Here is a 23,269-nt window from a genome sequence, read left to right as displayed (position 1 = left end):
CCTGACCGACCGCCGTAGCACAGGATTCGAGGTTCACCAGCCATGACCATCGACGTCGGGAGCGCGATCGTCCAGATCGGGCGCGGACCCACCGGCACCGCGCTGGCCCGGCAGCTGCTGCCGAGCCTGCCACCGGGATCGCGCTATGTCGTCATCGACCGTGACCCGGCGGCGACCACGCTGCCGTTCGGCACTCCGGAGCGGACGCATCTGATCAACACCCGCGCCGAGAAGTCCAGCCTGAACCTCGCCGACCCGGACGAGTTCCAGCGCTGGCTCACCGAACAGGCCACGGCGGCAGGCGAATCCGTGGCGGAGTTCCCCGCCCGGCTGTGGTTCGGACGCTACGTGCGCGACATGTTCGACCAGGCGGTGAAGGAGGCCACGGCGGCCGGTGTCACGGTCGACGTGGTCACCGACGAGGTGACCGCGGTCCGGGCGGGCACCGACCGGCGGTGGCGGGTGGAGTGCGACGGCGGACAGGCGTTCGAGACGGATCGGGTCGTCGTCTGCGTCGGCATGCTGCCGCAGCGCGACCTGTTCCCCGAGATCGCCGATGCACCCGGGTATTTCACCGATCCGTGGCGACTGCCGGCGCTACCGGCCGATGCCCGGGTCGCGGTGCTCGGCACCCGGCTCACCGCCATCGACACCGCACTCACCCTGGCCGCGCGCGGCCACACCGGACCGGTGCTGCTGGCCTCGCGGAGCGGTCGGCTGCCGCGGCTGCGCGGACCGGAAACGATCGCGCCCACACCGCATGTCGAGCAGTGCATGGGGCAGGCCGCCGCGGCGGGCAGCCTGCGACTGCACGACTTCGGGCGGGCGCTGATGGCCGATATCGAGGCCGCCTCCGCCACCCCGCCGGACTGGTCGCAGGCCCGTCCCGACGGGCCCACCACCCGCGACCAGTTGGCGGCGGAACTGGCCGAGGTCGAGGCCGGTGCCGAACGCGGCTGGCAGCAGGTGGTCAACGGGGCCTCCCCCACCCTGCTGCCCGCCTGGCAACTGCTGATCGAACCGGATCGGGCGGAGTTCTTCGCCGAATGGCTCACGCCGCTGCTGGTGCACGGCGCGCCCATTCCACCCGAGACCGCGCGACGCCTGGTGTCCGCCATGGATTCCGGGCAGCTGACGGTGCGCGACGGCCTGCGCGGCGTCGAGCACACCGGTAGCGGCTTCTCCGTAAACCTCGGCGGCACCGCGGAATTCGCCGACGTGGTGGTCAATGCCACCGGTGCGGGTCTCGACGCCGCCGCCTTGCGGACCCAGCCGATGCTGGCCGCCCTGCTCGACGCGGAACTGCTGACCCCGCACCCGCTCGGCGGGGTGCGGATCGACGTGTCGAGCTTCCAATCCCTCGATGCCGCAGGCCATCCCGTGCCCGGCCTGCACATCCTCGGCGACCTGACGCGCGGCGCGGTACTGGTGACCAACGACGTCATCGCGCTGTCCTTCCAGGCCGCACTGCTGGCCAACGCCCTGCTGACCGCACCTGCCCTGCCGAACGAGAACGCACCGCGCGCCACCGACGAAGAAGGGGTTCGACCGATATGACAACCACCTCACCGCGCGCCAAGGGGCCGATCCTCGCGGTCCTCTGCCTCTGCGTCATCGCGATCTACATGGACGCGATGATCGTCAATCTCGCGCTGCCCAGCCTGGTGCGCGAATTGGGTTCGAGCACCAGCGGATTGCAGTGGATCGTCGACGCCTACGCCCTCACCTTCGCGGCGCTGGTGCTGGTCGCGGGCAGCCTCGGGGACCGCTTCGGCCGCCGCGGCATCCTGCTGGCCGGGCTGGCGACGTTCACGATCGCGACCGGGGTCGGCGCACTGTGCGACAGCACCGGGCAGTTGATCGCGGCCCGCACGGTGATGGGCCTGGGCGCGGCGATGATCTACCCGTCGACACTGTCCATCCTGACCAACGTCTTCGTCGAACGGAAGGAGCGCGCGGCCGCCATCGGCGTCTGGGGCGCGGTCTCCGGTATCGGCGTGGTGCTCGGCCCCGTCGTCGGCGGCCTGCTGCTCGACCACTTCTGGTGGGGCAGTGTGTTCGTCGTCGTGGTGCCCGTCGGTCTGGTGTGCCTGGTGCTGGTCGCGTTGCTGGTGCCGGACTCCAAGGATCAGGAGGGCCGCGGGCTCGACCTGCCCGGCCTGGTGCTGTCCACCGCCGGACTCGGCGCACTGGTGTACACCATTATCGAAGCGCCGGAACGGGGTTGGGCCTCGGCCGCCACCCTGCTCGGCTTCGGCGCGGCGATCCTGCTGCTGGCCGGACTGGTCTGGCGCGAATTGACCGCCCGCCAGCCGATGCTGGATGTGCGGCTGTTCGGCAACCTGCGGTTCTCCGCGGCCTGCGGCATCATCACCATCACGTTCTTCACGCTGAACGGCTTCACCTTCCTGGTGACGCAGTACTTCCAGTTCCTGAAGTCCTATACCCCGCTGGGCGCCGGTGTGCGCCTGATCCCGGTCGCGGTGGCGATCATCATCGGCTCGGTGCTCGGCGGCAAGCTGGTGGTCAAGCTGGGCACCCGCGCGGTGGTCACGACCGGGCTGATCCTGATGGGAATCGCGTACGCCTGGTTCTCCTTCGACGACGTGGAATCCGACTACACGATCATCGCCCTGCAAATGCTGGTGATCGGCCTGGGCATCGGGTCGGTGGCCATCCCCGCCACCGAGTCGATCATGGGCGCGGTGCCCGCCGCCAAGGCCGGAATCGGTTCCGCCATGAACGACGCGACCCGCCTGCTCGGCGGCGCGCTCGGCATCGCCGTGGTCGGCAGCGTGCACCACTCGCTCTACACCGACAAACTGACCGACGGCAGCGTCGCCGGAGTCTCCGCGAACATCCTTGCGGCCGCCCGTGATTCGGTCGGAGCGGCCCTGCAACAGGTTGCCGTCCTGTTCGCCGGTGGCCATCCCGCGCAGGCCGACACCCTGCGTTCCACCGTGCAGGACGCGTTCCTGCACGGCTTCCAGATCTCCTGCCTGGTGGTGACGGGAGTCTGCGCGGTCGCGGCGGTCATCGCCGGCGCGCTGCTGCCGTCCACCCCGCCCCCGCCCCCGCCGCCCGCGACCGCCCCCGAAACCGAAACCGATCTGACGGACGCCGCGCAGGCCTGAGCCGCGCCCGTCCGCGAAGGGTGAAAAGACAGTGACAACAATCGAAAAGACCACCGACCGCTGGGTGCTCTACAGCACCTGCGACGAGGACTCGCGCTCGGAGATGCGGGCGCTGACCATTACCGAGAACGATGATGTGCTCGCCGTGACCGGCAGCGGTTGCCGAGCGCTGAGCCTGATCGTGAACAACCCGCGCTCGGTCACCGCCATCGACAGCTCGGCCGGGCAGACCTACCTGCTCGAGCTCAAGCTGGCGGCCATCCGGCACTTCGACTACGACACCCTGCTCGCATTCCTCGGCGTGGACGAATCCACCGATCGCTGGGGGCTTTTCGAGGAACTGAGTCAGCACCTCTCGCCCGGCGCGGTGGCCTACTTCACCCGCTACCGCAAGGCGATCGTGAAGGGTGTGCTCCAGGCCGGTCGGCACGAGCAGCTCTACGTGCGCCTGGTCGCCCCGACCATGCGCCTGCTCTACGGCCGCGCCATGCGAGACCTGTTCGCCGCGGGCGACCTCGAGACCCAGCGCCGCATCTACCGTGAGCGGGTCGACGGCGTGCTGTGGCGCAGCATGATTCGCTACGGCTTCACCGAGCGCACCCTCAAGGCCGTGCTCAACGACGACTCCTACAACGTGGTCACCGACGAGAAGTCCTGCGGCGATTACGTACTGGAACGGCTCGACCACACCTTCGAACATCATCTCGCCGGGCAGAACGACTGGGTGTCGTTCATGTTCCACGGCCGCTACCCGCGCCGGGATGTGCTGCCGCACTACCTGCTTCGCGAGAATGTCGCGGCCATCCGGGCCGCCACCACCCAGGTGAACGTCGTGCACGGCGACCTGATGGAGCGTTTGCGCGCGCTGCCGGACGGCTCGATCGACAAGTTCTCGCTCTCGGACGTGACCAGCTGCATCAACCGCGAGCAGTTCGCCACCCTCGTGAAGGAGGTGGTGCGGGTCGCGCGGCCGGGCGCGCGAATCTGCTACCGCAACTTCCTGACCCGCCACACCCCCGCACCGGAGCTGCTGGGATTGCTGCACCGCGAGGACGAGCTCTGCGACCAGCTCTATCACGATGACTACGCCTTCGTGTACCAGTTCGAGATCTACACCGTCGGCAGCTGATGGAGCGCTCACTGGACTGGGTGGACGGCCTCGTCCACGCCGTCGACCAGCGGGCCCTGCCCGGCGAGTACCGGATCGTCGAGCTGCGCACCGTCGACGAGGTGATCGCGGCGATCCGCACGCTGACCGTGCGCGGCGCACCCGCGATCGGCGCGGCGGGCGCACTGGCACTGGCGTTGTCGGCCCGGGTACACGGCACCGATGTCGAGGCGATCCGCGCCGACGCCCGGCGCATCGCGGCCGCCCGGCCCACCGCCGTCAATCTGGCGTGGGCCGTGCGGCGGGTGTCGGCGCACCTGGCCGAGGGACCGGAGGCGGTGCTCACTGCGGCGTTGGCACTGCTGGCCGAGGACGAGGACAGCAACCGGACCATGGCCGAGCGGGCCGCCGACGAGATGCTGAATCTGACCGGTGGGCAACGGCTTCGGGTCCTGACGCACTGCAATACCGGGCGGCTGGCGACCGTTGCGGGTGGCACCGCGCTCGGCGCGATCCGCGAGCTCGCCGGTCGCGGGCGGCTGGCATCCGTGCTGGCCGGTGAGACCCGTCCGCTGTTGCAGGGCGCCCGGCTCACCGCCTGGGAACTCGCCGAAGCCGGTATCCCGCATCGGCTCTGCGTGGATTCCGCGGGACCGTCCGCCATCGCGGCCGGGCTGATCGACGGCGTACTGGTCGGGGCGGACCGGATCACCGCGCACGGCGATGTGGCCAACAAGATCGGCACCTACCCGCTGGCGCTGGCCGCCGCGCGCGCCGGGATCCCGTTCGTGGTCGTCGCGCCGGAGTCCACCATCGACGAAACCCTCGGCGACGGTGGGGAAATCGTGATCGAGGAGCGCGACGCCGCCGAGGTCACCACCCTCGCCGGGCGGCAGATCGCACCGGAGGGCACCGACGCCTTCAATCCGGCCTTCGACGTCACCCCGCGCGATCTGGTCACCGCCGTAGTCACCGAACGCAGAACACTGTGGCCCGCACTGGGTTTCGGTCTACCACGCGTCGCCGGGGACCTGTACCGGCGGGGCTGGATGGACGGCACGGCGGGCAATCTCTCGGTCCGGCTGCCCGGAACACCGAGCCGCGCGCTGATCACCGGCAGCGGCATGGGCAAGGGTGCGCTGACCGCCCGGGATCTCGTGGTCATCGATATCGAAACCGCTGCGGCGGTGTCGGATCGGGGACCTCGTCCCTCGGCGGAGACCTCCCTGCACGCCGCGCTGTACCGCGCGCTGCCCGACTGCGGTGCGGTGGTGCACGCGCACCCACCGCACGCGACGGCGGTGGCGAGCCTGTTCTACGGGCGGTCGGTGCGTTTCGAGGACTTCGAGATCATCAAGGGTTTCGGGCCGCATCGAGGTGGCCCGTTCGAGATTCCGATTCTCACCAATCACGACGACGTGCCCCGGATCGCCGCCGACCTGAGCGAGATGCTGCGTCCGGATGCGGTGCCCGCCATCCTCATCCGACGCCACGGCGCCACGGTCTGGGGCCCGGATCTGGAGACGGCGCGCAACCGGATGGAGTGCCTGGAAATGCTCTGCGAACTACACCTACGGACCCGGGAGGTACGGCCATGACGATCCTTCAGGTGATGGCGGACGACGACCGTGACGCCATGGTGGAGCGGACCACCGACCCCATCGTTATCGCGCAGCGCCTGGCGCCGTTCGGAATCACCCTCGCGCAGTGGGAAACCCGCGATCTGCCCGCCGCGGCCGAGACCGGGCAGATCCTCACCGCCTACCGCGACGAGATCGACAAGCTGTGTGAGACAGGCGGATACCGGCTCGTCGATGTGGTGCGCATGGTCCCGGACCCGGGCAACGACGAGTGGCGCGCCCGGGCCGTCGAGGCCCGCGAGAAGTTCCTGCGCGAGCACCGGCACTCCGAGGACGAGGTGCGCTTCTTCATCGAGGGCCGCGGCTGCTTCTATCTGCACCTGGGCGACCGGGTCTGCGCCGTCGTCTGCGAGCGGGGCGACCTGATCTCGGTGCCGGCCGGCACCACCCACTGGTTCGACATGGGCACGGTCCCGGAATTCTGTGCGATCCGCTTCTTCGAACGCGAGGACGGCTGGGTCGGCGACTTCACCGGCGATCCGATCGCGAGCCGCATGCCGAGTCTGGACGAACTGCTCGAAACCCCCGGCAGGAGTTGACATGACGAAGTCCACCATCCTCGCGCACCCGGTACGCATCGCGCTGGCGGCGGCCGCGAGCTGCGCGATCGCGGCGGGCATCACCGCCTGCGGCGGCGCGGATTCCAGCAGCCCGGCGACCTCCACGACCACGGCGAGCACCACCACGGCCGCACCGACCACTACGACCGCTCCCGCGCCGACCACCACCCCGGCCCCCGTGACGTCCGAGGCACCCGCGCCGACCACGGTCCCCGCCGCCGCGCCCGTGCCGGAGACCCCCGCGCCCGCGCCGCGCACCCAACCCGCCGCCCCGGTACAGCCCGCCCCGCAACCGAATCCGGCTCCGCAACAAACCAAACCCGCGCCGCCCTCCCTACCCGATCCGGGCTTCGAACCGCGTGCGGGCTATTGATCGGCCGGATCCCCTCTCCGGCAGGCATTTCGACAAGGAAGAACATGATGAACTCGACCTACCCCGCGGTGCTGGGCGCGGCGGCTCTCACCGCCGCCCTGCTCACCGCGGCCGCGCCGCTCGCCGCGGCCGACCCCGCCGACGGCGGCAAATCCGTGGTGGTGATGGGTGATTCCTTCACCGCCAACGGCGATATCGCGGCCGCGCTGGAGAACACCGCGCCCGGCGCCCAGCCCGACTGTTCGCACGGACCCACCTCCTGGCCCACCCAGCTCGCCCAGGGCATGGGCCTGCGCGACAGCGGCGATCTCGCCGATGTGTCCTGCCGCGGAGCGTCTTTGGTGAGTGGACCCGGGTACACGCTCGTACACGAGGCGCGCGCTGCCGACGCCGCGGGCGCGTTCGGCCCTCGCACCAAGGCGGTGCTGATTCAGACCGGCCTGAACGATTCCTGGGGCGACAACGAGGTGAAGCTGCGCCAGACCCTGCTCGACTGCGTGCTCGACGTGATCCGCGGCTGCGGGCCCGAGGCCGCCGCCGAGGGTCGCGCCACCGACTACCGGGGCGTGAACACGGCCGAATACGTGCAGCGCGTCAAGCCGGTCGTCGACTACGTGCGCTACTACGCGCCGAACGCGCGCATCATCTTCGTCGGCTACCCGGAGATGAATCCGCCCGGCGCACAGCAGTGGTGCATCAATGTGCTCGGCGTCGGCCAGATCGTGCAGTCGCGGGCGGGCTCGGCCATCCAACTGTGGGATCGGGTGGACGCGGCGCAGCGTGAGGGCGCGCAGCAGCTCGGCGTCGAATTCTTCGACTCCCGGGCCGTCACCGCGGGCCACGGCATGTGCACGGCCGAACCGTGGCTGGCCGGAATCCTGGACCCCGCCAGCGATCTCATGGGCACGCCGGTGCATCCCTCGCCCCGCGGTGACGCCGTGGTGGCCGCCGGGCTGCAGCACATGATCGCGGGCTGACGATGACCGGCGAGATCACCGAGCGGCGCACTCCCGCGCCGCCACAATCGTCGGCGCAGCGGCGGTCCGCGCTGCCGTCACTGACCGGCGCGCGCTGGTGGGCGGCCTTCGCGGTGTTCGTCCTGCACGCGCTGGTGTTCCTGCCGGTCTACCCGTTCCAGAAGTCCGAGCTGTTCCGGCAGGTGCACCAACTGATTCCGATGCAGCTCGGCGCGGCGGGCGTCACGTTCTTCTTCGTGCTGTCCGGGTTCATCATCTTCTGGTCGTTCACCCCGGGCAGCTCGGTGCGGCGGTTCTATCGGCGGCGGGTGCTGAAGATCTACCCGACGCATCTCGCGGCGGCCGCGGTGTTCATCCTCGCCGCGTCGGTGCCGTTGCATCGCGCGGTGGTGTGGGTGCCGAATCTGCTGCTGGTGCACACCTGGGTGCCGCAGTGGACGACGGTCGGCGGGCTCAACGTGCCGGCCTGGTCGCTGTGCTCGGAGATCCTGTTCTACTTCAGTTTTCCCCTGGTACTGCCACTGATCGCGCGCATCACCGGTGCGCGGGTGTGGTGGTGGCTGGCCGGGCTGCTGGTGTTCATCCTGCTGCTGCATACGGCCTACTACCTGTGGACGCCCGGGCCCAAGGGCATCGAGAACGCCTTCGCGCCACGCCTGGTGCCCGGCGACGATTCGCCGTACTACGAACTGCACGCCTCCCAGGCGTGGTTCCGGCAGGCGGATATCCCGGTGCCACAATCGTATTGGCTCAGCTACTACTTTCCGCTGTCCCGGCTGCCGGAGTTCTACCTCGGGGTGCTCGCCGGGCGGCTGGTGGCGGAAGACCGCTGGCGACTGACGAATATCCGCTGGCCACTGACCGCCCTGGTGCTCGCCTACGCGGCCACCTGGGTGGTGCCGGTGAACTACAAGATGTCCGCGCTGCTGGTCGGTCCCATGGTGGCGGTGGTGGCGACCCTGGCCGCCCGGGATCGCGCGGGCCTCGGCGGACTCAATTCCACCGGCACCATGGTGTGGTTCGGAAAGATCTCGTACGCCTTCTATCTGATCCAGTTCCCGGTGATGGTGCTCGTCACCCGATTCCTCATCGGCGGACGGCAATTCGGCCCCCTGGGCTGGCTGGGTTTCGCGACACTGAGTCTGGTGGTCTCGACGGCCTTCGCGGCCTTGCTCTTTCATCGGCTCGACGAGCCGTTGATGCGCCGGTTCGCCGGTCGGCGCACCCCGGCTCCACCCCCTTGATGGCAGCTTCACCGATCGCACCGTTCACAGACAGAGGACCTCGGAGGAACCCATGCCCTTGAGCGCATCGCTAGGTCAGGCGCACGAAGTCGACCTGCCCGGCGGCCGAATTCGCTACTACGAGAACGGATCCGGCGCACCCGTGGTGTTCGTGCACGGCCTGCTCGTCAATGCCAACCTGTGGCGCAAGGTGGTCCCCGACATCGCCGCGGCCGGATACCGGTGCCTGACACCGGACTGGCCGCTGGGCGCGCATTCGATTCCGGTGCCGGACGCCGACCTGACGCCGACCGGACTGGCCGACATGATGGCGGCGTTCCTCGCGGAGCTCGACCTCGAGGATGTGACGTTGGTGGCCAACGACACCGGCGGCGCCATCGCCCAGATCATGCTCAGCCGCAGCACCGAACGGATCGGCCGGGTCGTGCTCGCCTCGGTGGACTGCTACGAGCGATTCCTGCCGCCGCCGTTCAGCCTGCTGCCGCCGCTGGCCCGGATCCCGGGTTCGATCCGGCCGCTGACCGAACTGCTGCGTATCCGCGCCCTGCATCCGCTGCCGGTGGCGCTCGGTTGGGTGGCAAAACACAAGGTGCCCTACGAGATTGTCGACACCTACCTGCTGCCGAGCCGGAATTCGGCGGCCATCCGCGCCGACCTGCGCCGATTCCTCAAGACGGCCAACCGCCGGTACACCCTCGAGGCCGCCACCCGGTACCCGAAGATCGACGTGCCGGTCCTGCTCGCCTGGGCGCGCGAGGACAAATTGTTCCCGGCGCGACTGCCCGAACGACTGGTCGCGGACCTGCCCGACGCGACGCTGCAATGGATCGAGGACTCGTACACGGCCAGTCCCGAGGATCAGCCTGAGTTGCTGACCCGGATGATTCTGGAGTTCACTCGGTCGCATGACCGACCGCCGCACTAGCCACGAAAAACGTTCGCTCAGCACAAGACTCGCCCTGGAGGCGGCGGCTCGACATCTTTTCGCGGAACACGGCTTCGCCGCCGTTTCCGCCGATCAGATCGTCGCCGCCGCCGGGGTGACGCGAGGCGCGCTGCAATATCAGTACGGCGATAAGCGCGGCTTGTTCATAGCGGTACTGGAGAAAATGGAACAGGAGAACAGCGCGGAAATCAGCGCGGCAACCGCGGCCGCACCCAACCCGGACGACCCGGTCGCCACGATCGAGGTCGCCCTCACCGCCTTTCTGCACATCTGCCAGCGGCCCGAGATGGTGCGCGTCGCACTCTCCGACGGGCCCGCGGTGCTCGGTCGCCAGGCCTGGCGCGAGTTCGAGATCCGGCACGGTCTCGACCTCATCGTCCCGCTCCTGGAGGCCGCTCGCGAGACCGGCCAACTCCCCGATATCGACGTGCCGATTCTGGCTCAACTCCTGCTCAGCGCGATCACCGAAGCCGGTCTGATCGTCGCGAGCGCACCCGATCCGATCCCGGTCCGCGACCGCGCGATCCGGGCGCTGATGGCGATCGTGTGCGGTGTCGTCCTCGGCGAGACCGCCACCACCGGAGTAGGAGGTTCCTGAAAGGATTTTCTGTGTTTTTCGACGGTGCCGGCGGCCTCATGAACTACCGAATATGGCGTCCCACAGTCGAAGTCGACGCCGTGCTGGTCTTCCTGCACGGCCTCGGCCAATGCAGCGCCGACTACCACCGCTTCGGCCGGGCGATGAATCACCGCGGCATCGAGGTCTGGGGCCTCGACCACGCCGGACACGGGCTCAGCGAGGGTGAACCCGATATCCTGCCCCCGCTCCCGCAGCTCGTCGCCAATGCCGAGATCTTCCTGACCATGGCCCGTGCCGCCCACCCGAACACGCCACTGCTGTTGGCCGGCCATTCCCTCGGGGCCGGCGTCGCACTGCTGGCCATGCACGCCTTCGAACCCGCCGTCCGCCACGTCCGGGGCCTGGCCCTCACCGGCACCCCGACCCGCGACATCATCATGCGACTACCGCCGCCCGCCGTCCCGGCCCTGCTCCTGCACGGCACCGACGACCGAATCGCCCCCCTCGCCCCGGTCCGCGCCTGGGCATCCCGCTCACCCGGCATCGAGTTCCACGAATTCCAGAACTCGGGCCACGATCTGCTCCACGAACCGGTACGCCGCGAAATCCATTCCCGGGTAGCCGAATTCACTGCGAGAACGGTCGTGAACACCATGACCGTGAATGCATTCTAGATTCTCTCGACACATTTGTTTTTGGATCCGAGCGGGTCTCGGCGCGCCCGGATCCTGCTTTCAGAAAAAGGTTGACGCAATAATGGCCGATTCGAAAAGTCCACGCGGAACCCTCTCGGTTGCCCGGGTGGTTTATCTGGTGATAGCGGCGGCAGCGCCCTTGGCGGCGATCGTCGGCACCGCGCCACTGGCGGTGCTGTACGGCAACGGGGCAGGCCTACCGGCCGCTTTCGCGGTCGGCACCATCGTGATGCTGTGCTTCTCGACCGGGTACGCCGCGATGAGCAAGTACGTGGTCAATACCGGGGCGTTCTTCACCTACATCGCCCGGGGCATCGGGCGGCCGCCGGCGATGGCCGCGGCGTATCTCGCGGTGCTGTCGTATGTGGCCGCAGCGATCGGTCTCGCGGGCGCCTTCGGTTATTTCGTGCAGATCGTGCTCGATACGGAAGGCGTCCGCATCGCCTGGGAGTGGCCGAGTGCCATTGCCTTGCTCACGGTCGGCATTCTCGGTTATCGATCGCTGACACTGTCGTCGCGCATACTCGGTCTGCTCATGCTGGTGGAATTCAGCATGCTGCTGGTATTCGATCTCGGAGTGGTCGCCCACAAGGGCGCGGCTGCGCTGCCCGCAACGTCTTTCACTCCGCACGCGGCGTTGGCCGGATCCTTCGGAGTCGGCCTGATGTTCGCGCTGACCAATTTCATCGGGGTCGAGGGCGCGGCGCTCTACAGCGAGGAGACCAAGGATCCGAAACGGGCCGTCGGACGCGCGACCCTGATCTCGGTGATCAGCATCGGAGTCTTCTACGTCCTCACCGCGTGGATCATCGTCGGCGCGGCCGGACCGGACCGTATCCACGACGAGGCCTCACGACGACTCGGCAATCTCGTGTTCGACCAGGCCGCGATGTACGTATCGCCGTCGCTGCGCGACCTCATGGCCGTCTTCCTGTGCACCAGCGTCCTGGCTTCGATGCTCGCACTGCACAATTCGGCAAGCCGCTACCTGTTCGTGTTGGGCCGCGAACAGGTCCTGCCCGCTCCGCTCGGGCGTATCCACACCCGCTGGAACTCACCGCACGTCGCCAGCCTGACCGTGACCGCCGTCTGCACCGTGGTGGTCGGATTGTTCGCCGTCGGTGGCCTCGACCCGTATCTGACGCTGACCGCCAGCATGACCAGCCTCGCCACGCTGGGCATCATCATCCTGCAGGCCATGGCGGCCACCGCGGTCGTGGCGTTCTTCGTCCGCATGCGCACCGGGGTGCTCGCCATCGTGACCTCGTCGATCGGCGCGATCGGCCTCACCGCCGCGTTCGTGCTGGTCGTCTCCCATTTCAGCGAGTTCACCAATACCGGCAACCGCTACGTCACCAGCGCGCCCTGGCTGCTGCCGATCGCCCTGGCCGCGGGCCTGATCGCGGCCTTCTATCTGCGCAATCGTCGCCCGGACATCTACCGCGACCTTGCCCAGAGCACCCTGCGGGACCCGTCCCCCGCGCCGACGGAAACAAGCCCGACCCCGGTCGCGACGGCAACCGACTGACGGAACCGCCGCCCGCCGATCTCCAACCCGGAAAACGACTTTGGGGCTGGTACCGCTTCCGCGGTACCAGCCCCAAAGGAGTCGGTTCGTGCAATAACACGATGGTGGAGCTAAGGGGACTCGAACCCCTGACCCCCACACTGCCAGTGTGGTGCGCTACCAGCTGCGCCATAGCCCCGTATTCACTTCTGTGCCAGCCGGGCGTTGCCCCGCTTGCTTGAACGAAGTTACACGACACGCGTCGAACAAACCAAATCGCCTGCGTAGAGGCTGGTGGCCGCGATCTTCTCGAGGTAGTCTCGAACGCATGTTCGATAGCCGAGAGGTGGAGGCGATGGGCGAAGAGGAGCTGATCGACGCGCTGCGGCGGGCACACGGGGCGGCGGCGTTCGCACAGGCGGCGGAGATCACGGCGGTGCGGGAGGTGTATCGCCGGCATCGGGCCGGGAACGCCGCGCCGGGGGCGGGCGGGGTGCGTGCCGGGGAGTTCGCCGCGGCGGAGGTCGCGGTGGCGGTGCACGTGTCCGAGGCGGTGGCGGCGGCGCTGATCGATATCGGGCTCGCGCTGGATTCGCTACCGCAGACCAAGCTGGCATTCGCGGCCGGGCGGATCGATCTGTCGCGCGTGCAGGTGATCGCGGACAGTCTGCGCGGGCTCGCGCGCGAGGTGCGAGAAGTGTTGGAGCCCAAGCTGATCGACGCCGCGCTGCGTTCGGATCCGGCGCGATTACGTCAGACCGCGCAGCGCTGGGTGGCCCGGCTCGATCCCGAGGGGGAGACTCGCCGCCGCACCGAACGCGAACAGGACCGCGACATTCGCATTCGCGCGGTACAGGACGGGATGGCGGTTTTCGACGGCCTGCTGCCCGCCGCCGGGGCGCAGGCCCTGGCCATGCGGCTGCGGGAAATGAGCCTGCAGGTCTGCGACGATGATCCGCGCAGCATGGCGCAGCGCCGAGCCGACGCGCTCATCGCGCTCGCCGACGGCTCGGGTCGCCTGCACTGCGATTGCGGCAAGGGCCTGGACTGCCCGAAGGCCGACACCCCCGCCACGCCGCGCCGCCCGCTCATCCAGGTCGGGGTCTCCGCCGAAACCTTGCTCGGCCTGCGCGATGACCCGGCTTTCCTGTCCGGCTACGGTCCGGTCGATGCCGCGCTCGCCCGGACGCTGGCCGAACATGCCCGGTTCCAGGTGATTCCGGAGTACTTCCCGCACGAAACGCCCACGGCGGCAACGACACAGCCTGCCCCGGCACCCGCCGAGACTCCGGAGCCACCGGAGATAACCCCCGCGCCCGAGGCATCGAGCACACTCACCGGCACTCCGCGTCCCGTCGTGGCAAAGGCCCCCTGGGAACGTGCGTTGGCGGCCCGCGAGCGCGTCGCCACCGCACTCGACGAGGGCGAACCCACGCCGGGCGTCGACCGCGGCCGCCTCACCTCCGCTCCCGGCTCGCCCGAAATCCCGGCCAGGCCCACGAAAATCACTGCTGTGCGCCCCTTCTCCGCCGCTCCTGCCCGCGAGGTGCGCGCCCTGGACGGGCTGTGTCGCTTCCCCGGCTGCACCATGCCCGCCGCGGAAACCTCACTGGTCCAGTTCGATTCCATGCCCGGCCAGCCCATCCCGCAGCCGAGCACCGCTTACCGCGCGGTCCTGTGCACCCACCACCATCGCCTGAAGTCCCTGGCCGACAAGGGAAAACACCCCTGGCGCGTGTACCTCGCCGACACCGACCGCATGCGCTGGATCGACCCCAGCGGTGAGCCCCACGAAACCGTCCGCGAGGGCGCGCGCTATCTGTTCCCCCACACGGACATAGACGCTCCGCCCCGCCTCTCCCCCGCCCCGCTGCGCATCCTCCCCGACTTCACCGAAACCACCACGCCGACACGGGCTTTCAACACGGATCTGGCCTACCCCCTGGAGAACCACGTCCTCATCCACCCCCAGCTGTCGCGCACCACCCCCGACAACGACATCCCCGAATCCCCCACCCGAGCCGCCACCCGCTGACCCCTCCCCCGACCACGGAGCCGAGCACCCAGCCCGGCTCCTTCCCCGGGGTGCGGCTCAACTTCCGTTCCCCCGATGGGCCGCACCCCACCCAGCGACCATGCAGTGGCGCACCGAAACACCCGAATTCCCCTGCGCCACTGCATGCTGGAGGCATGAGTGATCATCTGGCAGACTTGCGCGACCCAGCACTACTCGACGAGCGGCGACGTCTGCTGCGAGAACGGCTGCAACAGTTCCGAGCCGACCTGGCCGAACTCCACGCCGCCTACCGAGACCTCCCCGACTCCGGTCTACTCCTCGACACCCCCGGCATCGGCGCCCTGACCTCCCCGGCCTACTGCATCGCCGGTGCCGCAGAGGTTTTCGAGGAAGCCCTCATCGAACTCGACGCCGCCGACGACGCCCTGGGCCGCGCAGGCGACTACACCGCCCGCCTACGCCGCCCCGCCCTCGACTCCTGAATTCAGGAGACGCGCAGCCTAGTTGGCGGCGTCCTGCACCCAGTTCTTGTTGCCCCAGTCGATCTTCTTGTCGTTGACGAAGACCGACGGGGTGGCGGCCTGGCCGCCGAGGGCTGCGTCGAGGGCCTTCACGGCTGCGTCGGCGTGGGCGCGGCCGGTGTCGGCGCGGTCGCCGGCGGTGATGCACTTGGCGACGTCGTCGCCCGCGCCCGCCTGCTTGGCGATATCGGCCAGTTCCTTGTTGTCGTGGTCGGATCCGCCCTCCGACGGCTGCGCGGTGGTGAACAGCAGCGTGTGGAACTTGGCGTAGACCGGGCCGTCGCCCGCTTGCGCGACGCACTCGTTGGCGGCTACCGCGCGCGTCGAGTAATCCTTGCTCTTGGATTCGCGATCCAGGAAGTTGACCAGCCGGTATCGCACCGCGATCTTCCCCAGATCCACCTGCTGGGCGATCTCCTGCCCGTAGATCTTCTCCAGGTGCCCGCACGCCGGGCACAGCGGATCCTCGAAGATCTCAACGGTTTTCGCCACATTCGGCTTCCCCAGCACAATGGCCCCGTCCGAATCCAGCGCCACCGACACCCCCGGATCGTGCACCGGCCCGTACCCGTCGTTCCGCACCGTGTCGGCGCTCCCACGATTCCACAGATACAGGGCACCCACGATCGCCACGACCACCACCAGGGCCACTCCGGCCAGCGCATAGGTGGTCCGGCTGGAAACCGGCTGCGGCGTGTGCTTCGAAGTCGGATTGCTCACCCGCAACACTCTGCACCACCGCCCGGCCTCGGCGACACCCACCCCGCCCCACAAAACCGTCTAGGCAGCGGTGGTGGCGGGTTCCTTGCGGCGGAGGGTTTCCGGGGCCAGCAGCCACACTGCCGAGGCCGAGGCCAGCAGGATGGCGGTGACGCCCAGCGCGACGCCGTAGGAGACGCGGTCGGCGAGCATGCCGATCGCGTAGGGGCCCAGGAAGGTTCCCAGGTCGGCGGACATTTGATAGCCCGCGAGGACGGGGCCGCCGCGGCGGCCGGGGCCGATTATGTCGGCGACGGATGCTTGCAGGGCCGGGGAGAACATGCCGGAGCCGATGCCCGCTACGCACGAGGCGGCGAGTAGCCAGGGCAGGGTCGGTGAGAGGCCGATTCCGGCCGTGCCTACCGCGCAGACGAGGGTTCCGGCGATCAGGAACGGCTTGCGCCCCAGCGTGTCCGACCACCGGCCGGAGAGGAATAGCACCGAGGCATTGCCCAGTGCGAAAGCCGTGAGGGCCACGCCTGCCAAGGCCGCATCCTGCTTCAGCACCTCGACCACGATCAACGGCACCAGCGCCATACGAACCCCGAAAACGGCTGCGCCATTGCCGAAATTGGCCCACAAGGCGGCGCGATAGGCAGGCTGTGCGATGCCTTCACGGAAGGTCATCGCGGGTGTCCCCGTGCTGGTCTCCGGCAATGCCAGCGGCGAGTTCCGCAGCGCCACATAAACGATCAAGCTGGCGATCAGCAGCGCCACGCAGTAGATGACGAACGGCGCCCGCAACCCCAGGAACGACAGCGCACCACCCACCAGCGGCCCGCTGATCGACCCGATCAGGAAGCTGGTCGAGTACACCCCCGACACCCGCCCCCGCTCGGCAGGCGGCGACATCCGGATGACCAGTCCCAGCGAGGACACCGTGAACATGGTCGACCCGATCCCACCCAGCGACCGCAAAACCAGCAGCTGCCAATAGCTTTGCGCGAACGCACAAGCACCCGTCGACACCGCCACGATCAGCAGCCCGGTCAAATAAACCGGCCGCTCCCCCAACTTCTGCAACAACCGCCCCGCCATCGGCGCGAAGATCAACCGCATCAATGCGAACGCACTCACGATGAACGAGGCCGCCGCCACCCCCACGTGAAAACTCCGCGCAAACTGCGGCAAAGCAGGCGCGACCAACCCGAACCCGATGGCGATCGTGAACGCCGACCCCACCAGCACCCAAATCTCCACCGGCAGCCGATGCTTCCCGGCCCCGCCATCCACCTGCTCACTCACCACAACACGCCCAATTCACCACGTCACACCACTCAACACAACGCCCGTCCCACCACGACCCACCGATCCCCTTGCCGTAGGGCCGAATCCACCGCCTCGACCCGGCCGCGTTGGATTCCGGCCAAAAGCACGCCGGAAGGACGAGGTGAGACTAGGCCTGGATAGCAGCGCGCCCAGGGCCGGGCGATCATTCACCGGAGGTACCGGACAGGGCTTGTCCGACGATTTCCTCGGCCGCCGCCTGTACCTGGGCCAGATGCTCCGGCCCCTGGAAGGACTCCGCGTAGATCTTGTATTTGTCCTCGGTGCCCGAGGGCCGGGCGGCGAACCAGGCGTTTTCGGTGGTGACCTTGACGCCGCCGAGGGCCGCGCCGTTGCCGCGGGCGCGGGTCTGGACGGCGGTGACGGGTTCGCCGGCGATTTCGGTGGCGGTGATCATGTCCGGCGTCAACGCCGCGAGGCGGGCCTTCTGTTCCGCGGTAGCGGCGGCATCGATGCGGGTGTAGGCGGGTGAGCCGTAGCGTTTTTCGAGTTCGGCGTAGCGGGTGGACGGGCTCTGCCCGGTGACGGCGGTGATCTCCGCGGCCAGCAGGGCGAGCAGGATGCCGTCCTTGTCGGTGGTCCACACGGTGCCGTCCATGCGAAGGAAGGACGCACCGGCGGATTCCTCACCGCCGAAAGCCAGGCTGCCGCTGAACAATCCGGGCACGAACCACTTGAAACCGACCGGTACCTCGTACACGTCGCGCCCGAGCACCCCGACCACGCGGTCGATCATGCCGGACGTCACCACCGTCTTGCCGATCTTGGTCAGCGCGTCCCATCCCATCCGATTGGCGATCATGTACTCGATCGCCACCGCCAGGTAGTGGTTCGGATTCATCAGTCCCGCATCGGGAGTCACGATCCCGTGCCGGTCCGCGTCGGCGTCGTTGCCGGTCGAAATGTCGTAATCATCGCGAATCGCCACCAGCGAGGCCATGGCGTACCGCGAGGACGGATCCATCCGGATCCGCCCGTCCGCGTCCAGCGTCATGAACCGCCAGGTCGGGTCGACGAACGGGTTCACCACCTCGAGCTCGAGGTCGTAGCGCTGCCCGATCTCCTCCCAGTAATCCACGGAAGCCCCGCCCATGGGGTCCGCGCCCAGCCGAATCCCGGCGCCCCGAATGGCGTCCAGATTCAGCACATTGGGTAGGTCCGAGATGTAGCGATCCAGATAGTCGTAGCGCTCCACATTGGTGGCCAGCGCGTGCGCGAGCGAGGTGCGCCGCACATCGGCGAGCCCGGTACGCAACAGTTCGTTCGCCCGGGTGGCGATGGCGTCGGTGGCGATGGTGTCGGCCGGACCACCGTGTGGCGGATTGTATTTGAACCCGCCGTCGCGCGGCGGATTGTGCGAGGGCGTCACCACGATGCCGTCGGCCTGATGCCGGGTCCCGCCCCGATTGTGCCGCAGCACCGCATGACTCAAAGCCGGTGTGGGCGTATACCGGTCACGCGAATCGATGATGGCGGTGACGTCATTGGCGGCCAGCACCTCGAGCGCCGTGGTCCAGGCCGGCTCCGACAGCGCGTGCGTATCCCGCGCCAGATACACCGGCCCGGTAATCCCCCGCGACGCACGGTATTCCACGATCGCCTGGGTGATGGCCAGAATGTGCGCCTCGTTGAAGGCATTGTCCAGACTGGACCCACGATGCCCGGAAGTACCGAAGGACACCAGCTGCGCCGGATCGGACGGATCAGGAATCCGGCTGTAGTAGGACGTCACCAAATGCGCGATATCTTCGAGGTCCGTGGCCCGCGCCGGTCGTCCGGCTCGATCGTGGGCCATGCTCGCACCTCCCTTCCGTATCGCCTGTGCCCGGCTGGTCATGAGAATCACGGCCACACCCACTGCCCCAGGAAGGCACCGAGGTAGGCCGCGCACAGGCTTGCGCCGACGCCGATCACGACGTTCGCCACCGCATAGCTGTAAGCGCCCTCCTCGGCCAATCGAACCGTTTCGTATCCGAACGTACTGAACGTGGTCAGCGCACCGCAGAACCCCGTTCCCACGGTGGCGAGGAGCCAATGATTTGCTCCCGCACCGATCAACGCGCCGAGGATCGCCGAACCGCCCACGTTCACCGCCAGTGTGCCCAGGGGGAGAACACTATCGAATCGATGGGCCAGAGCGCGATCCACCAGATATCTGGTCGGTGCTCCGAGGATCGCGCCGAGGCTCACCAGGAGCGCCGTCACCGCCGCACTCCGTCGAAGACTTCGACGGGTGAGAGCGCCACGGTCACCGAATCCAGCAGGTCCGCATTGCTTTCCACGAAGGCACGCAGCCGCGCGGTGTCGTCGATGATCATCACCAGCACCGGCAGCCGCTCGGCCAGATCGAGCAGGCGCGCGGTGTGAATATGGGAGGACACTCCGTATCCCTCGATGCCGCGCCAGACGCTCGCCCCGGCCAGTCCGGCATCTCGGGCGCGCCGCACGATCTCGTGATAGCGGGGTCGATGCCGATACAGGTCGTCCTCGCCGAGCAGCACCGTCAGTCGTGACGCCGGAACCCAGTGCCGAGAAGTCTCACTCATCGCCTGCCCCCAATCGTCGTGCCGTTCCGGATATCGATCGCGTCGCACCAACACCGAGCACGACCGCCAGCAGTCCTGTCACCACGGTCCCCCCGAGGTAGCCGATTCCGTAGCCGATTCGGCCCGATTCGAGCAGTGCACGAACTTCGGTGGCATAGGTGGACATGGTGGTGAATCCGCCGAGGATGCCGACGCCCAGGAAGGGCCGCAGCAGCCGGTGCGCCACCCAGATCTCGGTGATGCACACCATGAGTACCCCGATCAGGAAGCACCCGATCACGTTGACCGCCAAGGTCTGCCACGGAATCGAACCGCGCTGCGGCAGCAGTCGGCTCATGCCGTAGCGCGCGAGGGCGCCGAGGGCCCCGCCCAGGGCGATGACACCGAGCACGTCCGCGTCGATCCCCGCGGCCTTGGCTGCCACCACCCCTCCTTCTTCTAATTAGCTAAATAGTTGCTGTTCGGCGTGTTGCTGAGCCCGAACAGCAGCCCGGAACTGCGAGGATAGTGCCGCTTGCCCGGTGTTGTCCCATCGGCCTCGAGGAGCCCAAGTTGGCGGTGCGGCAGTCGATCAGAAAGATGCTGGTCCAAGGCTTCGGTATCGCCACGGTACTGGTGGCCGTCATGGCCGCCGCGCCCGCGGCACACGCCGGAGCCGTCTACCCCTTCGCCGATCCCGACGGGTTCTACTACGCCGCAGGGAATCTCGGTGGCGCCCAGAACGGCGATGTCCTGAATGTCCGACAGGTCCCGAGCCCGTGGCCCGGTGCGACCGTGTGGCAGATCCTCTTCCGCTCCACCAATTCCGTGGGTGCGGCCATCCCGGCCGTCACCACCCTGATCACCCCCGGCCCCGGGCCGCGACCGTTGCTGTCGTATCAGCCGTTCGTGAATTCCCTGGGCATGCAATGCGCTCCGTCGCACGCCCTGTTCGACGGCAGCCTGAAGGAAACCGCCGCGTTCCCGGCGCTGCTGGCCCGCGGCTGGGCCATCGCCGTCCCCGACCACCTGGGCCCCGACAGCGCCTACGGCGCGGCCCGCATGGGTGGTCAGATCACCCTGGACGGCATCCGCGCGGTCAAGCGTTTCGCCCCGGCGGGACTGGGTGATTCGCCGGTCGGCCTGGCCGGATACTCCGGCGGCGCGATGGCCACCGGCTTCGCGGCCGCGATCGCCCCGGACTACGCGCCCGAGCTACCCATCGTGGGCGTCGCCGAGGGCGGCGTTCCCGTCAATCCGGGCAAACTGGCGATCGAAGCGGGCGATTCACCCCAGGCCCTGTTCGGTCTCGGCTTCGCCGTGGCCGAGGGCATGGAACGCGAATACCCCGCCCAGATGCGGCTCGACGATTCGCTCACGCCGTTCGGTTTCTGGATGCGCGACCGCATGGCCAATTCCTGTGTGGACGACATCATCTCGGTCGGCGCGAACCACCACATCAGCGAGGTCTTCCACGCCGGCGCCGAGAACGACCCGGCCCTGATCAGCACCTTCCACGAGAACGCGCTCGAGATCATTCCCGAGCTCATCCGCCAGCCGCTCTACGAATGGCACGGCGGCAGCGACCAGGTACCGCTGAACCTGGCCCAGTACACGGCGGGCCGCTACTGCGCCGCGGGCACCCCGGTCCAGTTCGACGTCATCCCGGGCGCCGACCACGGCACCGCCATCTTCCCGGGCGCGATCAACGCCATGAACTACCTCGCCGACCGGTTCGCGGGCCTGGCCCCGCCCAGCAACTGCCGCTGATCGCGGTAAGCCGGAAACAGAAGCGGCCCCACTCCGAAAGGAGTGGGGCCGCTTTCATTTCGGACTCCGTTGTCCGAGGGGAGTTGAAACTCAGTGCACCAGAACGGGTTCGCCTTCGGCGGGCACCGGCACCTTGTTGGGCATGATCGCCCCGGTGACCACCGCGCCGACCACGAAGATCGCGGCGGCCCACCAGAAGGTGGTGGTGTAGCTGTGCACCGCGGCCTGCGCCAGCACCGCCGGCGACGGCGGAACGTGGTCGGCCGCATAGTTGTTGAACGCGGTCGCGGCCAGCGTGCTCAGCAGCGCGGTACCGATCGAGCCGCCCACCTGCTGGCTGGTGTTCACCATGGCCGAGGCGACACCGGCGTCCTGGTGGTCGATGCCGGAGGTCGCGCCGGAGAACGCGGTGGACATCGCCATACCCAGACCCAGACCCATCAGGATCAGGCTCGGCAGGATGTGGCTGGCGTAGCCGGTGTCCACGCCGATGCGGGTCAGCAGCGCCATTCCCAGTGTGGCGAGCAGGAATCCGCTCACCACGGTCACCTTCGGACCCACCCGCGGGATCAGCAAGGCGGGCACCGTGGTGGACGAGGCGATCATGCCCGCGACCATCGGCAGGAAGGCCACACCGGTGGTGATCGGCGAGTACCCCAGCTGCTGCTGCATGTAGTAGGTCAGGAACAGGAACATGGCGAACATGCCGATGCCGATGGTGAACACGGTGACGTAGGACGCGCCACGGGTCTTGTCCAGCACCACACGCAGCGGCAGCAGCGGATGCGCGACCCGCTGTTCCAGCCACACGAACACGCCCAGCAGTACCACGCCGCCGATCAGGAAGAACAGCGTCACGCCATTGGTCCAGCCGTCGGATTCGGCGTGCGAGAACCCGTACACGATGCCGAACAGTGCGGCGGTGACGGCCAGCGTGCCGGGCAGGTCCAGCTTGGGCCGCTCGGTGGCGGTGTGCTTGGCCAGCAACAGGACCGCGCCGACCAGCGCGATGGCCGCGAACACCAGGTTCACGTACATCACCCAGCGCCACGAGGCCCACTCGGTGAGCGCGCCGCCCAGCAGCAGACCCAGCGCGCCACCGGCACCCGCGATGGCGCCGAAGATACCGAAAGCCTTTGCACGCTCGGAAGGTTCGGTGAAGGTCACGGTCAGTAGCGACAACGCGGCGGGCGCGAGCAGCGCCGCGAACACACCCTGCGCGACACGAGACGCGACCAGCATCTCGAAGTTCCCGGCCGCACCGCCGATGGCCGAGGCGGCCGCGAAGCCGACCAGCCCGACGATGAAGGTGGTCCGGCGACCGAAGAGATCGGAGAGCCGGCCGCCCAGCAGCAGCAGGCTGCCGAACGCGAGCGCGTACCCGGTGATGACCCACTGTCGGTCCCCATTGGAGAATCCGAGGTCGGCCTGGGCGTGCGGAAGTGCGATGTTCACGACGGTCGCGTCCAGCACGACCATCAGCTGGGCGACGCCCAGCACGGCCAGTACCCACCAGCGCAGGGCGTGCGATCCACGCCGCCCGGCCGCGGTGGGGGCGGCCACGTCTTTCTCGAGAGCTGTTGTCATGGTGTTTTCCTCGTCCCCTAGGATTAACGGAGAACCCAT

22 protein-coding genes and 1 tRNA gene are annotated in these 23,269 nt (G+C 68.4%); 15 read left to right on the top strand and 8 right to left on the bottom strand.

The window, feature by feature from the left end:
* The first annotated feature begins 42 nt into the window (after positions 1 to 42).
* The 12 genes from ACYVN4_RS04115 to ACYVN4_RS04060 all read left to right on the top strand — a co-directional run bounded on the left by ACYVN4_RS04115 (position 43) and on the right by ACYVN4_RS04060 (position 12,785).
* Positions 43 to 1,557, top strand: coding sequence for an FAD/NAD(P)-binding protein (locus ACYVN4_RS04115; protein ID WP_460717857.1), 1,515 nt, complete (start codon positions 43 to 45; stop codon positions 1,555 to 1,557).
* Positions 1,554 to 3,134 (top strand): MFS transporter, encoded by a 1,581-nt coding sequence (locus ACYVN4_RS04110; RefSeq protein ID WP_460717856.1) that lies wholly within the window; start codon positions 1,554 to 1,556, stop codon positions 3,132 to 3,134. Before ACYVN4_RS04115 ends, ACYVN4_RS04110 begins: the two co-directional genes overlap by 4 nt.
* 31 nt (positions 3,135 to 3,165) lie before the next feature.
* Positions 3,166 to 4,263, top strand: coding sequence for a DUF3419 family protein (locus ACYVN4_RS04105; RefSeq protein ID WP_460717855.1), 1,098 nt, complete (start codon positions 3,166 to 3,168; stop codon positions 4,261 to 4,263).
* Positions 4,263 to 5,840 (top strand): S-methyl-5-thioribose-1-phosphate isomerase, encoded by a 1,578-nt coding sequence (gene mtnA / locus ACYVN4_RS04100; RefSeq protein WP_460717854.1) that lies wholly within the window; start codon positions 4,263 to 4,265, stop codon positions 5,838 to 5,840. The genes ACYVN4_RS04105 and mtnA overlap by 1 nt, the downstream gene beginning before the upstream one ends.
* The gene (locus ACYVN4_RS04095) at positions 5,837 to 6,421 is read left to right on the top strand and encodes a 1,2-dihydroxy-3-keto-5-methylthiopentene dioxygenase (protein ID WP_460717853.1); all 585 of its coding nucleotides are present in this window, start codon (positions 5,837 to 5,839) and stop codon (positions 6,419 to 6,421) included. Before mtnA ends, ACYVN4_RS04095 begins: the two co-directional genes overlap by 4 nt.
* 1 nt (position 6,422) lies before the next feature.
* The gene (locus ACYVN4_RS04090; RefSeq protein WP_460717852.1) at positions 6,423 to 6,815 is read left to right on the top strand and encodes a hypothetical protein; all 393 of its coding nucleotides are present in this window, start codon (positions 6,423 to 6,425) and stop codon (positions 6,813 to 6,815) included.
* 47 nt (positions 6,816 to 6,862) lie between these two features.
* Positions 6,863 to 7,792, top strand: a complete 930-nt coding sequence (locus tag ACYVN4_RS04085) for an SGNH/GDSL hydrolase family protein (RefSeq protein WP_460717851.1) — start codon at positions 6,863 to 6,865, stop codon at positions 7,790 to 7,792.
* A gap of 2 nt (positions 7,793 to 7,794) precedes the next feature.
* On the top strand, positions 7,795 to 9,036 hold the full coding sequence (locus tag ACYVN4_RS04080; RefSeq protein WP_460717850.1) for an acyltransferase family protein: 1,242 nt from the start codon (positions 7,795 to 7,797) through the stop codon (positions 9,034 to 9,036).
* 52 nt (positions 9,037 to 9,088) lie between these two features.
* Positions 9,089 to 9,961 (top strand): alpha/beta fold hydrolase, encoded by an 873-nt coding sequence (locus ACYVN4_RS04075; RefSeq protein WP_460717849.1) that lies wholly within the window; start codon positions 9,089 to 9,091, stop codon positions 9,959 to 9,961.
* Positions 9,942 to 10,580: a TetR/AcrR family transcriptional regulator gene (locus ACYVN4_RS04070; protein WP_460717848.1), complete on the top strand. Its 639-nt coding sequence runs from the start codon at positions 9,942 to 9,944 to the stop codon at positions 10,578 to 10,580. The genes ACYVN4_RS04075 and ACYVN4_RS04070 overlap by 20 nt, the downstream gene beginning before the upstream one ends.
* 11 nt (positions 10,581 to 10,591) lie before the next feature.
* A complete protein-coding gene (locus tag ACYVN4_RS04065; protein WP_460717847.1) occupies positions 10,592 to 11,236 on the top strand; it encodes an alpha/beta hydrolase in 645 nt (214 codons plus the stop codon).
* Between the two features lie 82 nt (positions 11,237 to 11,318).
* A complete protein-coding gene (locus tag ACYVN4_RS04060; RefSeq protein WP_460717846.1) occupies positions 11,319 to 12,785 on the top strand; it encodes an APC family permease in 1,467 nt (488 codons plus the stop codon).
* 102 nt (positions 12,786 to 12,887) lie between these two features.
* Here ACYVN4_RS04060 and ACYVN4_RS04055 read toward each other — a convergent pair.
* Positions 12,888 to 12,963 (bottom strand) — tRNA-Ala (locus ACYVN4_RS04055).
* A 129-nt stretch (positions 12,964 to 13,092) separates the two neighbouring features.
* Between ACYVN4_RS04055 and ACYVN4_RS04050 the strand changes: the two genes are divergently transcribed.
* Together ACYVN4_RS04050 and ACYVN4_RS04045 are read left to right on the top strand one after the other, a co-directional pair.
* The gene (locus tag ACYVN4_RS04050) at positions 13,093 to 14,799 is read left to right on the top strand and encodes a DUF222 domain-containing protein (protein WP_460717845.1); all 1,707 of its coding nucleotides are present in this window, start codon (positions 13,093 to 13,095) and stop codon (positions 14,797 to 14,799) included.
* A gap of 155 nt (positions 14,800 to 14,954) precedes the next feature.
* Positions 14,955 to 15,263: a hypothetical protein gene (locus tag ACYVN4_RS04045; RefSeq protein WP_460717844.1), complete on the top strand. Its 309-nt coding sequence runs from the start codon at positions 14,955 to 14,957 to the stop codon at positions 15,261 to 15,263.
* 18 nt (positions 15,264 to 15,281) lie between these two features.
* Here ACYVN4_RS04045 and ACYVN4_RS04040 read toward each other — a convergent pair whose 3' ends face one another.
* The 6 genes from ACYVN4_RS04040 to crcB (ACYVN4_RS04015) form a co-directional block, all read right to left on the bottom strand.
* Positions 15,282 to 16,022, bottom strand: a complete 741-nt coding sequence (locus ACYVN4_RS04040) for a DsbA family protein (RefSeq protein WP_460717843.1) — start codon at positions 16,020 to 16,022, stop codon at positions 15,282 to 15,284.
* A 60-nt stretch (positions 16,023 to 16,082) separates the two neighbouring features.
* Complete coding sequence (locus ACYVN4_RS04035) at positions 16,083 to 17,306, bottom strand: MFS transporter (protein ID WP_460717842.1); 1,224 nt, start codon at positions 17,304 to 17,306, stop codon at positions 16,083 to 16,085.
* A 187-nt stretch (positions 17,307 to 17,493) separates the two neighbouring features.
* On the bottom strand, positions 17,494 to 19,143 hold the full coding sequence (gene pgm / locus ACYVN4_RS04030) for a phosphoglucomutase (alpha-D-glucose-1,6-bisphosphate-dependent) (RefSeq protein WP_460717841.1): 1,650 nt from the start codon (positions 19,141 to 19,143) through the stop codon (positions 17,494 to 17,496).
* Positions 19,144 to 19,190: 47 nt separating this feature from the next.
* On the bottom strand, positions 19,191 to 19,538 hold the full coding sequence (gene crcB / locus ACYVN4_RS04025; RefSeq protein ID WP_460717840.1) for a fluoride efflux transporter CrcB: 348 nt from the start codon (positions 19,536 to 19,538) through the stop codon (positions 19,191 to 19,193).
* A gap of 11 nt (positions 19,539 to 19,549) precedes the next feature.
* Entirely contained in the window at positions 19,550 to 19,894 is a 345-nt protein-coding gene (locus tag ACYVN4_RS04020) for a DUF190 domain-containing protein (RefSeq protein WP_379361160.1), read from the bottom strand.
* Positions 19,887 to 20,318, bottom strand: a complete 432-nt coding sequence (crcB, locus tag ACYVN4_RS04015; protein ID WP_460717839.1) for a fluoride efflux transporter CrcB — start codon at positions 20,316 to 20,318, stop codon at positions 19,887 to 19,889. The genes ACYVN4_RS04020 and crcB (ACYVN4_RS04015) overlap by 8 nt, the downstream gene beginning before the upstream one ends.
* Positions 20,319 to 20,452: 134 nt before the next feature.
* On the opposite strand from crcB (ACYVN4_RS04015), the gene ACYVN4_RS04010 reads away from it, so the two are divergent.
* Positions 20,453 to 21,643, top strand: coding sequence for a lipase family protein (locus tag ACYVN4_RS04010; RefSeq protein WP_460718359.1), 1,191 nt, complete (start codon positions 20,453 to 20,455; stop codon positions 21,641 to 21,643).
* 90 nt (positions 21,644 to 21,733) lie between these two features.
* Here ACYVN4_RS04010 and ACYVN4_RS04005 read toward each other — a convergent pair whose 3' ends face one another.
* Positions 21,734 to 23,230, bottom strand: coding sequence for an MFS transporter (locus ACYVN4_RS04005; protein ID WP_460717838.1), 1,497 nt, complete (start codon positions 23,228 to 23,230; stop codon positions 21,734 to 21,736).
* Between the last annotated feature and the right edge of the window lie 39 nt (positions 23,231 to 23,269).

This window comes from Nocardia heshunensis, assembly GCF_054782115.1.
Note: the sequence above shows the minus strand (reverse complement) of the source record. Positions and strands in the feature narration are given on the sequence as shown.

Bases quoted from the DNA above. Each gene is read 5' to 3' on its own strand.
- ACYVN4_RS04085 (WP_460717851.1), top strand. From the start codon at position 6,863: ATGAACTCGACCTACCCCGCGGTGCTGGGCGCGGCGGCTCTCACCGCC.
- ACYVN4_RS04075 (WP_460717849.1), top strand. From the start codon at position 9,089: ATGCCCTTGAGCGCATCGCTAGGTCAGGCGCACGAAGTCGACCTGCCC.
- mtnA (WP_460717854.1), top strand. From the start codon at position 4,263: ATGGAGCGCTCACTGGACTGGGTGGACGGCCTCGTCCACGCCGTCGAC.
- ACYVN4_RS04060 (WP_460717846.1), top strand. From the start codon at position 11,319: ATGGCCGATTCGAAAAGTCCACGCGGAACCCTCTCGGTTGCCCGGGTG.
- ACYVN4_RS04045 (WP_460717844.1), top strand. From the start codon at position 14,955: ATGAGTGATCATCTGGCAGACTTGCGCGACCCAGCACTACTCGACGAG.
- pgm (WP_460717841.1), bottom strand. From the start codon at position 19,143: ATGGCCCACGATCGAGCCGGACGACCGGCGCGGGCCACGGACCTCGAA.
- ACYVN4_RS04095 (WP_460717853.1), top strand. From the start codon at position 5,837: ATGACGATCCTTCAGGTGATGGCGGACGACGACCGTGACGCCATGGTG.
- ACYVN4_RS04005 (WP_460717838.1), bottom strand. From the start codon at position 23,230: ATGACAACAGCTCTCGAGAAAGACGTGGCCGCCCCCACCGCGGCCGGG.
- ACYVN4_RS04050 (WP_460717845.1), top strand. From the start codon at position 13,093: ATGTTCGATAGCCGAGAGGTGGAGGCGATGGGCGAAGAGGAGCTGATC.
- ACYVN4_RS04090 (WP_460717852.1), top strand. From the start codon at position 6,423: ATGACGAAGTCCACCATCCTCGCGCACCCGGTACGCATCGCGCTGGCG.
- ACYVN4_RS04070 (WP_460717848.1), top strand. From the start codon at position 9,942: ATGACCGACCGCCGCACTAGCCACGAAAAACGTTCGCTCAGCACAAGA.
- ACYVN4_RS04110 (WP_460717856.1), top strand. From the start codon at position 1,554: ATGACAACCACCTCACCGCGCGCCAAGGGGCCGATCCTCGCGGTCCTC.
- ACYVN4_RS04115 (WP_460717857.1), top strand. From the start codon at position 43: ATGACCATCGACGTCGGGAGCGCGATCGTCCAGATCGGGCGCGGACCC.
- ACYVN4_RS04080 (WP_460717850.1), top strand. From the start codon at position 7,795: ATGACCGGCGAGATCACCGAGCGGCGCACTCCCGCGCCGCCACAATCG.
- ACYVN4_RS04020 (WP_379361160.1), bottom strand. From the start codon at position 19,894: ATGAGTGAGACTTCTCGGCACTGGGTTCCGGCGTCACGACTGACGGTG.